This is a genomic window from Streptomyces melanosporofaciens, assembly GCF_900105695.1.
Taxonomy (GTDB): Bacteria; Actinomycetota; Actinomycetes; order Streptomycetales; family Streptomycetaceae; genus Streptomyces; species Streptomyces antimycoticus.
Genome location: NZ_FNST01000002.1, coordinates 5,045,212 through 5,059,136 on the forward strand (window position 1 = coordinate 5,045,212; position 13,925 = coordinate 5,059,136).

The 13,925-nt window shown below is 69.5% G+C and carries 14 protein-coding genes, 5 tRNA genes and 2 pseudogenes; 16 read left to right on the forward strand and 5 right to left on the reverse strand.

What is annotated here, in order from left to right:
• The first annotated feature begins 458 nt into the window (after window positions 1-458).
• The 8 genes from BLV72_RS24690 to BLV72_RS24725 all read left to right on the forward strand — a co-directional run bounded on the left by BLV72_RS24690 (window position 459) and on the right by BLV72_RS24725 (window position 3,717).
• A complete protein-coding gene (locus BLV72_RS24690) occupies window positions 459-674 on the forward strand; it encodes a hypothetical protein (RefSeq protein WP_093464909.1) in 216 nt (71 codons plus the stop codon).
• Between the two features lie 121 nt (window positions 675-795).
• Complete coding sequence (locus BLV72_RS24695; protein ID WP_093464910.1) at window positions 796-1,587, forward strand: fumarylacetoacetate hydrolase family protein; 792 nt, start codon at window positions 796-798, stop codon at window positions 1,585-1,587.
• Window positions 1,580-3,067 carry a glutamate--tRNA ligase gene (gltX, locus tag BLV72_RS24700; protein WP_093464912.1) on the forward strand — a complete coding sequence of 496 codons (1,488 nt, stop codon included), beginning with the start codon at window positions 1,580-1,582 and terminating at the stop codon, window positions 3,065-3,067. The genes BLV72_RS24695 and gltX overlap by 8 nt, the downstream gene beginning before the upstream one ends.
• A 168-nt stretch (window positions 3,068-3,235) precedes the next feature.
• A tRNA-Gln gene (locus tag BLV72_RS24705) sits at window positions 3,236-3,307 on the forward strand.
• Between the two features lie 50 nt (window positions 3,308-3,357).
• Window positions 3,358-3,430 (forward strand) — tRNA-Glu (locus tag BLV72_RS24710).
• 31 nt (window positions 3,431-3,461) lie between these two features.
• A tRNA-Glu gene (locus tag BLV72_RS24715) sits at window positions 3,462-3,534 on the forward strand.
• Between the two features lie 13 nt (window positions 3,535-3,547).
• Window positions 3,548-3,619, forward strand: a tRNA-Gln gene (locus BLV72_RS24720).
• 22 nt (window positions 3,620-3,641) lie between these two features.
• Window positions 3,642-3,717 (forward strand) — tRNA-Glu (locus BLV72_RS24725).
• A 77-nt stretch (window positions 3,718-3,794) separates the two neighbouring features.
• Here BLV72_RS24725 and BLV72_RS24730 read toward each other — a convergent pair.
• Window positions 3,795-4,436: a MerR family transcriptional regulator gene (locus tag BLV72_RS24730; RefSeq protein ID WP_093464913.1), complete on the reverse strand. Its 642-nt coding sequence runs from the start codon at window positions 4,434-4,436 to the stop codon at window positions 3,795-3,797.
• A 94-nt stretch (window positions 4,437-4,530) separates the two neighbouring features.
• On the opposite strand from BLV72_RS24730, the gene BLV72_RS24735 reads away from it, so the two are divergent.
• On the forward strand, window positions 4,531-5,022 hold the full coding sequence (locus BLV72_RS24735; protein ID WP_208905714.1) for a DUF4188 domain-containing protein: 492 nt from the start codon (window positions 4,531-4,533) through the stop codon (window positions 5,020-5,022).
• 18 nt (window positions 5,023-5,040) lie between these two features.
• On the opposite strand, the gene ndgR is transcribed toward BLV72_RS24735, so the two are convergent.
• Window positions 5,041-5,757: an IclR family transcriptional regulator NdgR gene (gene ndgR, locus BLV72_RS24740; protein ID WP_030834082.1), complete on the reverse strand. Its 717-nt coding sequence runs from the start codon at window positions 5,755-5,757 to the stop codon at window positions 5,041-5,043.
• Between the two features lie 142 nt (window positions 5,758-5,899).
• Here ndgR and leuC point away from each other — a divergent pair, with 142 nt between their 5' ends.
• The 4 genes from leuC to BLV72_RS24760 all read left to right on the forward strand — a co-directional run bounded on the left by leuC (window position 5,900) and on the right by BLV72_RS24760 (window position 8,998).
• Window positions 5,900-7,330, forward strand: coding sequence for a 3-isopropylmalate dehydratase large subunit (gene leuC, locus BLV72_RS24745; RefSeq protein WP_093464915.1), 1,431 nt, complete (start codon window positions 5,900-5,902; stop codon window positions 7,328-7,330).
• Window positions 7,331-7,336: 6 nt separating this feature from the next.
• Entirely contained in the window at window positions 7,337-7,930 is a 594-nt protein-coding gene (gene leuD, locus BLV72_RS24750) for a 3-isopropylmalate dehydratase small subunit (protein ID WP_093464916.1), read from the forward strand.
• Between the two features lie 124 nt (window positions 7,931-8,054).
• Window positions 8,055-8,300, forward strand: coding sequence for an SCO5555 family protein (locus BLV72_RS24755; protein ID WP_093464918.1), 246 nt, complete (start codon window positions 8,055-8,057; stop codon window positions 8,298-8,300).
• Window positions 8,301-8,425: 125 nt separating this feature from the next.
• On the forward strand, window positions 8,426-8,998 hold the full coding sequence (locus tag BLV72_RS24760; RefSeq protein ID WP_093464919.1) for an HU family DNA-binding protein: 573 nt from the start codon (window positions 8,426-8,428) through the stop codon (window positions 8,996-8,998).
• 313 nt (window positions 8,999-9,311) lie between these two features.
• Here BLV72_RS24760 and cofC read toward each other — a convergent pair.
• Window positions 9,312-9,926 (reverse strand): annotated as a pseudogene (gene cofC / locus BLV72_RS24765) (2-phospho-L-lactate guanylyltransferase); the annotation flags it as partial.
• 171 nt (window positions 9,927-10,097) lie between these two features.
• On the opposite strand from cofC, the gene BLV72_RS24770 reads away from it, so the two are divergent.
• From BLV72_RS24770 to BLV72_RS24780, 3 genes and pseudogenes are all read left to right on the forward strand, one after another.
• Window positions 10,098-10,862, forward strand: a complete 765-nt coding sequence (locus BLV72_RS24770; protein WP_059144166.1) for a lysophospholipid acyltransferase family protein — start codon at window positions 10,098-10,100, stop codon at window positions 10,860-10,862.
• Window positions 10,859-11,860 carry an NAD(P)H-dependent glycerol-3-phosphate dehydrogenase gene (locus BLV72_RS24775; RefSeq protein WP_093464922.1) on the forward strand — a complete coding sequence of 334 codons (1,002 nt, stop codon included), beginning with the start codon at window positions 10,859-10,861 and terminating at the stop codon, window positions 11,858-11,860. Before BLV72_RS24770 ends, BLV72_RS24775 begins: the two co-directional genes overlap by 4 nt.
• A gap of 34 nt (window positions 11,861-11,894) precedes the next feature.
• Window positions 11,895-13,066: pseudogene (locus tag BLV72_RS24780) on the forward strand (D-alanine--D-alanine ligase family protein).
• A gap of 11 nt (window positions 13,067-13,077) precedes the next feature.
• On the opposite strand, the gene BLV72_RS24785 reads toward BLV72_RS24780, so the two are convergent.
• Together BLV72_RS24785 and BLV72_RS24790 are read right to left on the reverse strand one after the other, a co-directional pair.
• Window positions 13,078-13,521: a DUF3515 domain-containing protein gene (locus BLV72_RS24785; RefSeq protein WP_093464924.1), complete on the reverse strand. Its 444-nt coding sequence runs from the start codon at window positions 13,519-13,521 to the stop codon at window positions 13,078-13,080.
• A gap of 74 nt (window positions 13,522-13,595) precedes the next feature.
• On the reverse strand, window positions 13,596-13,829 hold the full coding sequence (locus BLV72_RS24790; protein ID WP_014055158.1) for an Lrp/AsnC family transcriptional regulator: 234 nt from the start codon (window positions 13,827-13,829) through the stop codon (window positions 13,596-13,598).
• Window positions 13,830-13,925: the final 96 nt, after the last annotated feature.

Here is a 13,925-nt window from a genome sequence, read left to right on the forward strand (position 1 = left end):
CCTTTCATGTCGACAAGAGGAGCCCCCCGCCGCTCGGCGCCTCTGTCGCTGCGCCCCCGTGCGCGCCGGCTGATTCCCGCGGCGGTCCCGGGAATTCCAGCACAGTGCCGGATGCTGCAACAAGGGCAATGGATAAGGCTGTGATCCGTGTGACGCTCAGTGCGGACTTTATTACGGGACGTAGAAAGTCATGTCGGCGATAACGGACTTTCGTGTACGAACCGAAGGTCGCAATCGAGTGTCCGGCTAGCGATGATCAAGAGCGGAACGTCAGGTTCAGGTAGGCGATGTCCGTTTAGGGCGATTGCGTAACTGTCTCCTATGCGGCTTTTGCCTGATCGTTCGTGAGCAATATCACAGACCGGCGGTGACTTTTCCTGCGAATCGATGGGCAAGGCCGCCTCTAGCCTGACGCTTTACACAGCCGGTACGGACGACAAGAACGAGGCGTAAACCACGTGAAGACGACGATGATGTTCCACTCCATAGCCAACCCGCGGCGCACCACCCTGGCCCATCTCAAGGACGTCCAAGAGCTGGGGGACGCCCAGGGCATCAAGGACGCCGACGACCTGTCGGCCGCGCCCGAGGAGCAGCCGGAGCAGCGCGTCGACCTGCCGAACCGGACCGCGAACCCCAAGCGCACCGTGCTGACCGAGGCCCCGGGCCACTGATTCCCCGGGGCTGTGGCGGACGCCACCACTCCCGGCAGGCGGGACGGCGGCGCGCGGGACGCGGAGCGATAGCCTGGAGCGTCAGTCTCCAGCGAGTTCAGTCAAGGAGCCAAGGCTTCCCGTGCGCATCGCCAGATTCTCCATCGACGGCAACGTCGCCTTCGGCGTGGTGGAGGGTGAGCCGTCCGATCAGGACGGCCCCGTCATCGACATCATCAAGGGCCACCCCTTCGCCGAATTCGAGCGCTCGGGCCAGAAGGTCCCGCTGAGCAAGGTCCGGCTGCTGCCGCCCGTCCTGCCGAACAAGGTCGTCGGAATCGGGCGCAACTACGCCGAGCACGCGGCGGAGCTGGGCAACGAGGTCCCCGACGTCCCGGTCGTCTTCTTCAAGCCGTCCACCTCCGTGATCGGCCCCGGCGACCCCATCACGTATCCCTCCTTCTCCTCCGAGGTGCACTACGAGGCCGAGCTGGCCGTGGTGATCGGACGGATGTGCCGTGAGGTTCCGCGTGACCGCGTCAAGGACGTCATCCTCGGCTACACCTGCGGCAACGACATCACGGCCCGCGACGCCCAGCGGAGCGAGAAGCAGTGGGCGCGGGCCAAGGGCTTCGACGCCTCCTGTCCGCTGGGCCCCTGGGTGGAGACCGATATCGACCTGACGCGCGCCGCCGATCTCGGCATCATGTGCACCGTCAACGGTGAACAGCGTCAGCTCGGCCGGACGAGCGAGATGGTGCGCCCGATCGAGGATCTGATCGTGCACATCACCGAGGCGATGACGCTGCTCCCCGGCGACGTCGTGCTCACCGGCACTCCGGCGGGCGTCGGCCCGCTCTCCGTCGGCGACGAGGTCGCCGTCACCATCGAAGGCATCGGCACTCTCACCAACAAGGTGATCAAGCGTGGCTAGCGCATCCCCCTCCGCCCCCGTGCGAGTTCGTTTCTGTCCCTCGCCGACCGGCAACCCCCATGTCGGCCTGGTCCGCACGGCCCTGTTCAACTGGGCCTTCGCCCGTCACCACGGCGGCACCCTGGTGTTCCGCATCGAGGACACCGACGCCGCGCGCGACTCCGAGGAGTCCTACACCCAGCTGCTGGACGCCATGCGCTGGCTGGGCTTCGACTGGGACGAGGGCCCCGAGGTCGGCGGCCCGCACGCGCCCTACCGCCAGTCGCAGCGGATGGACCTCTACCGCGAGGTCGCGGACAAGCTGCTGGAGGCGGGCCACGCCTACCGCTGCTACTGCACCGCCGAGGAGCTGGAGGAGCGCCGCGAGGCGGCCCGCAAGGCCGGCCGGCCCTCCGGCTACGACGGCACCTGCCGCACCCTGACCGCCGAGCAGATCGCCGCGTACGAGGCCGAGGGACGCGTCTCGATCGTGCGCTTCCGGATGCCGGACGAGCCGATCACCTTCACCGACCTGGTGCGCGGTGAGCTGACCTTCACCCCCGAGAACGTCTCGGACTACGGCATCGTGCGGGCCAACGGCGCGCCCCTCTACACGCTCGTCAACCCCGTGGACGACGCGCTGATGGAGATCACGCATGTGCTGCGCGGCGAGGACCTGCTCTCCTCCACCCCGCGGCAGATCGGGCTCTACCGGGCGCTCGCCGAGATCGGTGTGGGCCCCGGCACGGTGCCCGCGTTCGGCCATCTCCCGTATGTCATGGGCGAGGGCAACAAGAAGCTCTCCAAGCGCGATCCCCAGTCCTCGCTGAACCTCTACCGGGAGCGCGGCTTCCTCCCCGAGGGACTGCTCAACTACCTCTCCCTGCTGGGCTGGTCGCTCTCCTCCGACCGGGACGTCTTCTCGCCGGCGGAGATGGTCGAGGCGTTCGACATCTCGGGAGTGAACGCCAACCCGGCGCGTTTCGACCTCAAGAAGGCCGAGGCGATCAACGCGGACCACATCCGGCTGCTGGATGTGAAGGCGTTCATCGAGGCGTGCGAGCCCTGGCTGAAGGCCCCGCACGCGCCGTGGTCCCCGGACGCCTTCGACGCGGCCGCCTTCGCGGCGCTGGCCCCGCTGGCCCAGACCCGGCTGACGGTCCTGTCCGACATCACCGCGAATGTGGACTTCCTCTTCCTCGACGAGCCCGCCCAGGACGAGACGTCCTGGACCAAGGCGATGAAGCCGGGCGCGGACGCGCTCCTGGCCTCGGTCCGTACCCGGCTCGCCGAGGCGGACTGGGACGCCGAGACCCTGAAGGCCGCGGTCCTCGCGGCCGGCGAGGAGCACGGCCTCAAACTGGGCAAGGCCCAGGCCCCGCTGCGGGTCGCGGTCACCGGCCGCACGGTCGGACTGCCGCTGTTCGAGTCCCTGGAGGTCCTGGGCCGCGAGCGCACGCTGGCCCGGGTGGACGCGGCGCTGGCGAAGCTGGCCGGATAGGGGGCGTGGGGCGCTGCCTGGGCCTGTGAGGCGGCGCCACTCGCGGTGATACTCGTTTTGGTGGCCCGTCCACCATCGGGTAATGTTCTTCCTGCGCCGGACGGGCGGGCCGAGAGGCCGGACCGGGGCGCAAGCCAAACAAAACCCCTTACGGGGGTGGCGTTTTGGTGGGGTATGGTGTAATTGGCAGCACGAGTGATTCTGGTTCACTTAGTCTAGGTTCGAGTCCTGGTACCCCAGCAAGAGATCTCTCGGATGATCGGTGGATCTCTTGATCAGAGCAGGACCAAGCCCCCGTTGTGTAGCGGCCTAGCACGCTGCCCTCTCAAGGCAGTAGCGCCGGTTCGAATCCGGTCGGGGGTACGGATCTCTTCGCAAGACGGAGATCGCTAGGGCCCCCGTTGTGTAGCGGCCTAGCACGCCGCCCTCTCAAGGCGGTAGCGCCGGTTCGAATCCGGTCGGGGGTACTGGTCTATACCATGGGCTATGGTGTAATTGGCAGCACGAGTGATTCTGGTTCATTTAGTCTAGGTTCGAGTCCTGGTAGCCCAGCGCAGCACTTGTGCTGATTCAGGCCCCCGTTGTGTAGCGGCCTAGCACGCCGCCCTCTCAAGGCGGTAGCGCCGGTTCGAATCCGGTCGGGGGTACCAGCGAAAAGCCCTCCGCGACAGCGCGGGGGGCTTTTTCGTGTCCTGGTCACCCCGTGAATTCACGCCCTGGCCACGGCTCACTCCGCGAAGCGGCGCCCGGATTCCTCGGTTTGCGCGAGCCGCCGCAGGCTGAGCAGCACCGGCTCATAGAGCACCGTCAGCGCCACCACCGCCTCGATCCGCTCGGGCGGGGTGTCGTAGGTCTCCACCAGGTCCAGGTCGGCGACGGCCAGTTCACCCGCCAGCCGGGCGTGCACCACAAGGTGCTCGGTGTCATGGGGATAGCCCAGGCGGTCCAGCGAGGCGATGGCCGCGACCAGCATCCGGTAGGCGGGGGAGGTGTCGCCCAGCTCCTGGCCGTGCGACCAGTCCATCCGCCGCAGCACGGTGTCCACCTGCTCCCGGGCCCGCGCCGCGTGCGGATCGTCCTCGTCGGGCTCGGGGCCGTGCGGCAGCGCCCAGACCGCGGCTCCCATCCGGGTGTTCTGGCTGAGCGACTCGTCCTCGGCGGCCTCCAGCACCTCGCGCGCCGTGGCCACCGGCATCCGGCCGACCTGGATCAGCGAGCGCACCAGCCGCAGTCGGCGCAGATGCTCCTCGCCGTACTCCGACGTGGTGGCGGTGATCCGCTCTCCCGGCGGCAGCAGCCGCTCGCGCAGGTAGTACTTGATCGTCGCGGTGGGCACTCCGCTGCGCTCGCTGAGCTCCGCCAGTCGCATCCCTGTTGCACCTTCCATTGGAGAGTGACACTATCCAAGCAATGGATAGCGCCGCTATCCAAGACTATCCCGACGTGGGGACAAGGGGATCACCATGGGTACCGAGCTGTTCGCCGGCCGTATGACCGCCGAGGCCGAGGGGGAGGTCACCGTCTTCCTGATCGGCATGCGCATCAACCGCTTCCGCGCACTGCGCAGCTGGCTGCCGGTCTTCAAGGCGATGCCGCGGATGCTCCGCGAGCTGTCGCAGGACAAGGGGAGCGGGATGCTGGGCTATCAGCTGCTGTTCGGCGCGCCCCGGGTGCTCTACGTCGTCCAGTACTGGGACTCGCACGAGCGGCTGCTGGAGTACGCGTCGGCCCAGGACAAGGAGCACCGTCCCGCCTGGGCGGCGTTCAATCGCCGGATGCGGGAGGGCCGGGGCAAGGTCGGCTTCTGGCACGAGACCTATGTCGTACCGGCCGGGGCGCATGAGGCGGTCTACATCAACATGCCGGCGTTCGGCCTGGGCAAGGCCACCGGGGTCGTCCCGGTCGGCCGCCGTGGTGACCGGGCGGCCGACCGGCTGTCGCTGAAGAAGGCGTGACCCCGGGGGTGCGCGTGATCAATTCCCTCGGCGGAGGGCGTCGGTCAGGCGGGCGGCCGCGTCGATGACGGCCTGGGCGTGCATCCGGCCCGGGTGGCGGGTCAGCCGCTCGATCGGTCCGGAGACCGAGACGGCGGCGACCACGCGGTTGGACGGGCCGCGCACGGGCGCGGAGACGGACGCCACCCCGGGCTCCCGCTCGCCGATCGACTGGGCCCAGCCCCGCCGTCGTACGCCCGACAGGGCCGTGGCGGTGAACCGGGCCCCCTGCAGTCCGCGGTGCAGTCGCTCCGGCTCCTCCCAGGCCATCAGGACCTGGGCGGCCGAGCCGGCCTTCATCGGGAGGGTGGAGCCGACCGGCACGGTGTCCCGCAGTCCGGACAGCCGCTCGGCCGCGGCGACACAGATGCGCATGTCTCCCTGGCGCCGGTAGAGCTGCGCGCTCTCGCCGGTCACATCCCGGAGATGGGTGAGCACGGGACCGGCCGTGGCGAGCAGCCGGTCCTCGCCCGCCGCCGCCGCCAGCTCGGCCAGGCGGGGGCCCAGAATGAAGCGTCCCTGCATGTCGCGTGCCACCATCCGGTGGTGCTCGAGTGCGACCGCGAGCCGGTGTGCCGTCGGGCGGGCGAGACCGGTCGCCCCGACCAGTCCGGCGAGGGTGGCCGGGCCGGACTCCAGGGCGCTCAGGACCAGAGCCGCCTTGTCGAGAACGCCGACGCCGCTAGTGTTGTCCATGGGACGATACTCGCGTCTCACAGTGTGAAACGCAAGTTCATTTTCCCGGCAGACCCGCCACTCTGTAAATGGCGGGCCCGCAGACCAGGGCACGCAGTCGAGACAAGCTGGGCCGGCACTGGCGCCGGCCGGAGGGAATGCGATGGGACGGACACTCGCGGAGAAGGTCTGGGACGACCATGTCGTCCGGCACGCCGAAGGCGAGCCTGACCTGCTCTTCATCGATCTGCACCTGCTGCACGAGGTGACCAGCCCGCAGGCGTTCGATGGCCTGCGCAAGGCCGGCCGCACGGTCCGTCGTACCGATCTCACCCTCGCGACCGAGGACCACAACACCCCCACCCTCGACATCGACAAGCCGATCGCGGACCCCGTCTCCCGCGCCCAGTTGGAGACGCTGCGCAAGAACTGCGCGGAGTTCGGTGTCCGGCTGCACCCGCTCGGCGATGTCGAGCAGGGCGTCGTCCACGTGGTGGGACCGCAGCTCGGACTGACCCAGCCCGGTACGACCGTGGTGTGCGGTGACAGCCACACCTCGACCCACGGCGCCTTCGGCGCGCTCGCGTTCGGCATCGGCACCAGCCAGGTCGAGCATGTGCTGGCGACCCAGACGCTGCCGCTCGCGCCGTTCAAGACCATGGCGATCACCGTCGAGGGCGAGCTGCCCGAGACCGTCACCGCCAAGGACCTGATCCTGGCGATCATCGCGAAGATCGGCACCGGCGGCGGCCAGGGCTATGTGCTCGAGTACCGCGGCCCCGCCATCGAGAAGCTCTCGATGGAGGCCCGGATGACCGTGTGCAACATGTCCATCGAGGCGGGCGCCCGCGCGGGCATGATCGCTCCGGACGAGACGACCTTCGCCTATCTGGAGGGCCGCCCGCACGCCCCCCAGGGCGACGACTGGGACGCGGCCGTCGCGTACTGGCGCACCCTGCGCAGCGACGACGACGCGGTCTTCGACCGTGAGGTCGTCATCGACGCCTCAGAACTCGCCCCGTTCGTCACCTGGGGCACCAACCCCGGCCAGGGCGCTCCGCTGTCGGAGTCGGTCCCGGACCCGGCCTCCTTCGAGGACGCCAGCGAGCGGTTCGCCGCCGAGAAGGCCCTGGAGTACATGGGCCTGACGGCGGGTCAGCCGCTGCGCGACATCGCGGTGGACACGGTCTTCGTCGGTTCCTGCACCAACGGCCGCATCGAGGACCTGCGCTCCGCCGCCTCGGTGCTGTCCGGCCGCTCGGTGGCCGACGGCGTACGGATGTTGGTGGTCCCCGGCTCGGTGCGGGTCGCCCTGCAGGCCGTCGAGGAGGGGCTGGACAAGGTGTTCACCGCCGCCGGCGCCGAGTGGCGGCACGCGGGCTGCTCGATGTGCCTGGGCATGAACCCAGACCAGCTCGCGCCCGGTGAGCGCTCGGCGTCCACCTCCAACCGCAACTTCGAGGGCCGGCAGGGCAAGGGCGGCCGGACCCACCTGGTCTCGCCGCAGGTCGCCGCCGCCACCGCGGTACTGGGCCATCTGGCCTCGCCCGCCGATCTGTCCGACGCGGCCGTATCGACTCCCGTGGGGGCCTGAGCAGTCATGGAAGCATTCACCACGCACACCGGCCGGGCCGTTCCGCTGCGCCGCAGCAATGTGGACACGGACCAGATCATCCCGGCGCACTGGCTCAAGAAGGTCACCCGCGACGGCTTCGAGGACGGGCTCTTCGAGGCCTGGCGCAAGGACCCGGAGTTCGTGCTCAACACGGCCGAGTACAAGGGCGGAACGGTTCTGGTGGCCGGTCCCGACTTCGGCACCGGCTCCTCGCGCGAGCACGCGGTGTGGGCGCTGCAGAACTACGGCTTCAAGGCCGTCATCTCGTCCCGCTTCGCCGACATCTTCCGCGGCAACTCCCTCAAGAACGGGCTGCTGACCGTCGTCCTGCCGCAGGAGACCGTGGACCGGCTGTGGAAGCTGGTCGAGGCGGACCCCACCGCGGAGGTCACCGTGGACCTCGTCGACCGCCAGGTTCGAGCCGAGGGCATCACGGCTGATTTTGAGCTTGACGAGAATGCCCGGTGGCGACTCCTGGAGGGGCTGGATGACATCAGCCTCACCCTCAGGGAGGACGAATCCATCGCCGCGTACGAGGCGCGTCGTCCCTCCTTCAAGCCGAGCACGGTGGAGGTCTGACCCCCCGGTTCTCCCTGTACAGAGCGGGTTTGGCAAGATGCGCCGCCGGTCCTCGGACCGGCGGCGCATCGGCATGTTGAGGCCCCGTGAAGCGACAACTCGCCTCAGATGGCACAATCAGTGCATGGAACGCGACGGCCAACTCGAGCTCTACGGCCTCGTCGCCGACCGGCTCAAGGAAGCGCACGCAAGGGTGCGCGCACTGCAAGTCCCGGAGGGCGTACGGATGGCGCTGTCCCGGAAGCTGCTGGTCATCACCTCAGCGGCGAAACACGATCTCGCAGACGCGGCAAAGCGCCTGGAGCGGTTGATGAACGACCTCGACGAGGGCCGTTTCCCCCAAGATCCCGACACCGACGGAAGTCCGTGACGATCGAGTGTGTTGCGGCACAAGGGTGATTAGCCCGTTTCGTGTTTGATTTGCGGTATATATCTGCCTAACGTGCGAAAAGGCTTGAACACATTGATTCCGGCAATGTCTCCGAAGGGGAAGACGTGAACAAGGCGCAGCTCGTAGAAGCGATTGCCGACAAGGTCGGCGGCCGTCAGCAGGCCGCCGAAGCCGTCGACGCAGTTCTGGACGCCATCGTCCGGGCGGTCGTCGCCGGGGAGCGAGTTTCAGTCACTGGTTTTGGTTCGTTCGAGAAGGTGGAACGGCCTGCCCGGTACGCCCGTAACCCGCAGACCGGGGAGCGTGTGAGGGTCAAGAAGACCTCGGTGCCCCGCTTCCGTGCCGGCCAGGGGTTCAAGGACCTGGTGAGCGGCTCCAAGAAGCTCCCGCGCGGCGGTGAGGTCGCCGTGAAGAAGGCTCCCAAGGGCAGCCTCCAGGTGGCGGCGAAGAAGGCCGCGGCCAAGAAGGCGACCGCCAAGAAGGCTCCTGCGAAGAAGACGACGGCCAAGAAGGCGACGGCCAAGAAGGCCCCGGCCAAGGCCGCCGCCAAGAAGGCCCCCGCCAAGAAGACGACGGCCAAGAAGGCGCCCGCCAAGGCCGCCGCGAAGAAGGCCCCGGCGCGCAAGACGAGCGCCCGTAAGACCACCACGAAGAAGACCACCGCCAGGAAGCGCTAGCCGGCGGCGCACGGGCGCCGCACTGTTCACGCGCCGGGCCGGGCTCCCCGAGGGAGCCCGGCCCGCGGTGCTGTCCGCGTGTTCTCCGCGGTGCTGTCCGCAGTGCTCAGAACGTCTGCAGCGTGACGAAGACGACCCGGCGCTGCTCGCCCTCGCCCTCCACCTCGATCCGCACCCGCTGGCCCGGGCGCAGCATCCGCAGCCCCCCGGCGTCGAAGGCCGCGGTGTCGAACGGCAGCGGGGTGCCGTCGTCGAGCAGCACACTGCCGGCGCGGGTCTCGGGGTCGTACGTATAGGCGGTTCCCTGCATGTCCGCCAGCCTAGCCCTGGTGTGGTCGCCCACGCCCAGGGCCACCGCCGCGCGCAGATCCCCGGCCGTGTCCACGTCGCGCCGCACCGAGTCCACCCCCGCAAGCTCGATCTCCCGCGCCCCCGACGCCCGGTGCCGGGCCCGTGAGGGGCCCCCGAAGGCGGGTGCCAGATCGGCGCCGGGCGCCGCCGTAAGGAGGGTCGTGCCCACCCCCGCGGCATCCGCCAGAAAGGCGCGTGAGAAGCCGGACGCTGCATCGAGCACCAGGTCGAGCTCAACGGTCCGCAGCGCCGGGAGATCGGCGTTCATCGCCGCCACGGCGGCCCCCGGGCGCTCCCCGCGGACCGCGAGGGCGCCGTGCGCCAGCGCCGCGTTCAGCCCGCGCCCCGGGGAGTCGGGCAGGATCCGGGCGCCGAGGGCGGACAGCTCACGTCCGGCGAGCGGGTCGTCGGTGACGACGGTCACCCCTCGCACCCAGCGGCTCGCCAGCGCCGCGCCCACCGTGTCCTGAGCGAACGCGAGCGCGAGCGAGGCCCGGAGGCCGTCACCGGCGGCGTCGGAGAGCCTGGTCTTGGCCCGTGACAAGGGCTTCAGCGGCACCACGAGGGTCCAGGTCACAGGGGCTCCGTTTCTTCCCACGGGCCTCATTCTGACCTGCTGCCCGGCTCGCCGAAGACGTGCGGGGTTACGGTGTTCTCGACAGACAGGGTGCCTGGAGCGACACTTGTGCGGCTGCCGGGGACGACAGCAAGCCAGCAGGTCAGCAGGGTCCAAGAGAGGATGTTCCGAGTGTCCGGCCGCAGAATCGGCTTCTGGTACCGCATGGCAGCGGTCTTGTGCAAACCGCCGCTGGTGGTTCTGTTCAAGCGGGACTGGCACGGAATGGAGCACATTCCCGCCGACGGTGGATTTATCACCGCGATCAATCACAACTCGTATCTCGACCCCCTCTCCTACGCGCACTTCCAGTACAACACCGGAAGGGTGCCGCGCTTCCTCGCCAAGGCCGCCCTCTTCAGGGGCGGCTTCATGGGCTCCATGCTCCGCGGCACCGGCCAGATCCCCGTCTACCGCGAGTCCACCGACGCCGCCAACGCCTTCCGGGCCGCCGTGGACGCCATCAACAAGGGCGAGTGCGTGGCCTTCTACCCCGAGGGCACCCTCACCCGCGACCCCGACATGTGGCCCATGCGCGGAAAGACGGGCGCGGCGCGGGTCGCGCTGCTCACCAAGGCCCCGGTCATCCCCGTCGCCCAGTGGGGCGCCAACGAGGCCGTGCCGCCGTACGCCAAGGAGAAGCGGGTCCGCCTCTTCCCGCGCAAGACGCTCAAGGTGCTCGCCGGCCCGCCGGTGGACCTGTCCGGGTTCTACGGCCAGGAGCCCACCGCGGAGGTCCTCCGGGCGGCCACCGACGTCATCATGGACGCCATCACCGACCTCCTCTCCGAGGTGCGCGGAGAGCCGGCGCCCGTTCACCGGCACGACCGGCCCACCAGCACCAGCACCAGCACCGACGGCCCGCCGCTCCCGCTGGCCGATGAGGAGAGCAAGTGACGCGCTGCGCCGTCTTCGGCACCGGCTCCTGGGGCACCGCCTTCGCGATGGTGCTCGCCGACGCCGGCTGCGAGGTGACGCTGTGGGGCCGCCGGCCCGGTGTCGTCGAGGCCATCAACACCGGCCGCACCAATCCCGACTACTTCCCCGGGGTACGGCTGCCCGACGGGGTGCGGGCCACCACCGACCCGGCCGAGGCCGCGGCCGGCGCGGAGTTCACCGTCTTCTCCGTGCCCTCCCAGACGCTGCGCGGCAACCTCTCCGATTGGGCCCCGCTGCTGGCCGCCGACACCGTACTGGTCTCCCTGATGAAGGGCGTCGAACTCGGCACGGCCAAGCGGATGAGCGAGGTCGTCCAGGAGGTCGCCAAGGCGCCCGCGGAGCGCGTCGCGGTGCTCACCGGGCCCAACCTCGCCAAGGAGATCGCCGCCCGGCAGCCCGCCGCCTCCGTGGTGGCCTGCCCCGACGAGAGCGTGGCCCGCCGCCTCCAGACCGCCTGCCACACCGCGTACTTCCGCCCGTACACCAACACCGATGTGGTCGGCTGCGAGCTGGGCGGCGCGGTGAAGAACGTCATCGCGCTGGCCGTGGGCATCGCCGACGGTATGGGGCTCGGTGACAACACCAAGGCGTCGCTCATCACCCGCGGCCTCGCCGAAACGACCCGGCTGGGCCTGGCGATGGGCGCCGACGCGCACACCTTCGCGGGCCTGGCGGGCATGGGCGACCTCGTCGCCACCTGCTCCTCCCCGCTCTCCCGCAACCACACCTTCGGCACCAACCTGGGGCGCGGGATGACGCTGGCGGAGACCATCGCGGTCACCAAGCAGACCGCGGAGGGCGTCAAGTCGTGCGAGTCCGTGCTGGATCTCGCCCGCCGCTTCGACATCGACATGCCCATCACCGAGACCGTCGTCGAGATCGTGCACGACGGCAAACAGCCGCTTGTCGCACTCAAAGAGCTGATGTCCCGCAGTGCCAAGGCCGAGCGGCACTGACGCCGCGCGGACCGCAAGGTAACCTCAACGCGATATGAGCAGCCAGACCCCTTCCTCAGGCCCTGTCCCGGCTTCTTCCGGAGGCGAGCGGCACAAGCCGCGCGTCGCCGTCGTCTTCGGCGGCCGCAGCTCCGAGCACGCCATCTCGGTGGTCACCGCGGGCGCCGTGCTGCGCGCCATCGACCGCGAGAAGTACGACGTGATGCCGATCGGCATCACCGCTGACGGCCGTTGGGCGCTGACCGCCGACGAGCCCGAGCGGATGGGCATCGCGGGCCGCGAGCTGCCCAGCGTCGAACGGCTCGCCGAGTCCGGAGAGGGGTCGGTCGTCCTCCCGGTCGACCCGGGGAACCGCGAGGTCGTCTACAGCGAGCCGGGGTCGGTGCCCAAGGCACTGGGCGACGTCGACGTCGTCTTCCCCATGCTGCACGGCCCGTACGGCGAGGACGGCACCCTCCAGGGGCTGCTGGAGCTGTCCGGGGTGCCGTATGTGGGCGCCGGGGTGCTCGCCTCCGCCGTGGGCATGGACAAGGAGTACATGAAGCGGGTGTTCGTCTCCTTCGGGCTGCCCGTCGGCCCGTACGAGGTGATCCGCCCCGGGAGTGGCAGCAGGAACCTTCCGCCGCCCGCCGCAGGATCGTGGAGTTCGCCGCGGAGCACGGCTGGCCGCTCTTCGTGAAGCCCGCGCGGGCCGGCTCGTCCATCGGCATCACCAAGGTCGAGGACCCGGCGGATCTGGACGAGGCCATCGAGGAGGCCCGGCGCCACGACCCGAAGGTCATCGTGGAGGCGCTGCTGCGCGGCCGCGAGATCGAATGCGGGGTGCTGGAGTACGAGGACGGGCCGCGCGCAAGCCTGCCCGCCGAGATCCCGCCGGTCTCCTCCCACTCCTTCTACGACTTCGAGGCGAAGTACATCGACTCGGCGGCCGGTATCGTGCCGGCGCCGCTCACCGAGGAGCAGACCCGGCGGGTCCAGGAGCTCGCGGTGGCCGCGTTCGAGGCGGCGTCCTGCGAGGGGCTGGTCCGGGCCGACTTCTTCCTGCTGGACAGCGGCGAGTTCGTGATCAACGAGATCAACACCATGCCCGGCTTCACCCCGATCTCGATGTACCCGCGCATGTGGCAGGAGAGCGGTGTGAGCTACCCCGAGCTGGTGGACCGGCTGCTGCAGGCCGCGCTGCGCCGCTCGACCGGGCTGCGCTAGGGCCCCGGCCCCTAGGCCACGCCCTTGGGCACCGTCTTCTTGACGGCCTCGGCGAGGTCGAGCAGGGCGTTGACCTCGGGGGCGTACTTCCCGGGCACGGTCACCTCGACATACGCCCGGCGAAGTACGGTGGTGAAGCGGTAGCCGTCCTTTTGCTTCTCCGGCAGCCACTCGACGCCGTTCACCCCGGCCGACTCGGTCGTGGAGCCCATGGCCTCCGGCCGGGGGACCCCGCAGCGCAGCTGCACGGCGGGGTCCCCCCACACGGCTGTGTAGTCCGAGGCGGGCTCGGCGGTGCCCCGCTTCAGCCCGTTCACGGTGGTGGGCAGTTCCTTGTGGAGCGCCCGGCACACCGCCGCCGCTTGTGCGGACGGTGTGGGAACCGCGAGCGCCACACCGTCGTCGGAATCCCCGGTGAAGGTGCAACCGGCCATCGACACCAGGGCCAGCGCCATGGTGGCGGAGAGCGGAACGAGCCGTTGGGCGAGACTACGGTGTGCGCAATTCACCGGCCGAGCATACGGGGGAGCTAGAGATGGACGACCGGGCAGGTCAGGGTTCGAGTGATGCCTTCGACTTGCTGGACTTTCGCGACCACCATGCGGCCGAGCTCATCGACCGTATCGGCCTGGGCGCGGACGATCACGTCGTAAGGGCCCGTGACGTCCTCCGCCTGTATCACCCCGGGGAGCTTGGCGATGACGTCGGCCACGGTCGAGGCCTTGCCGACCTCGGTTTGGATCAGGATGTACGCCTGTACCACGGAACCTCCAGGGCGGCTACGAGGATCATGTGGGGAGAAGGGACGCCACGGTACCGCGTCGCCATGCGGCGCGGGGAGACCCGCGCGGGGAGCGCG

Bases quoted from the DNA above. Each gene is read 5' to 3' on its own strand.
- leuC (WP_093464915.1), top strand. From the start codon at position 5,900: ATGGGACGGACACTCGCGGAGAAGGTCTGGGACGACCATGTCGTCCGG.
- BLV72_RS24755 (WP_093464918.1), top strand. From the start codon at position 8,055: ATGGAACGCGACGGCCAACTCGAGCTCTACGGCCTCGTCGCCGACCGG.
- ndgR (WP_030834082.1), bottom strand. From the start codon at position 5,757: ATGGACAACACTAGCGGCGTCGGCGTTCTCGACAAGGCGGCTCTGGTC.
- BLV72_RS24730 (WP_093464913.1), bottom strand. From the start codon at position 4,436: ATGCGACTGGCGGAGCTCAGCGAGCGCAGCGGAGTGCCCACCGCGACG.
- BLV72_RS24785 (WP_093464924.1), bottom strand. From the start codon at position 13,521: ATGGCGCTGGCCCTGGTGTCGATGGCCGGTTGCACCTTCACCGGGGAT.
- leuD (WP_093464916.1), top strand. From the start codon at position 7,337: ATGGAAGCATTCACCACGCACACCGGCCGGGCCGTTCCGCTGCGCCGC.
- BLV72_RS24735 (WP_208905714.1), top strand. From the start codon at position 4,531: ATGGGTACCGAGCTGTTCGCCGGCCGTATGACCGCCGAGGCCGAGGGG.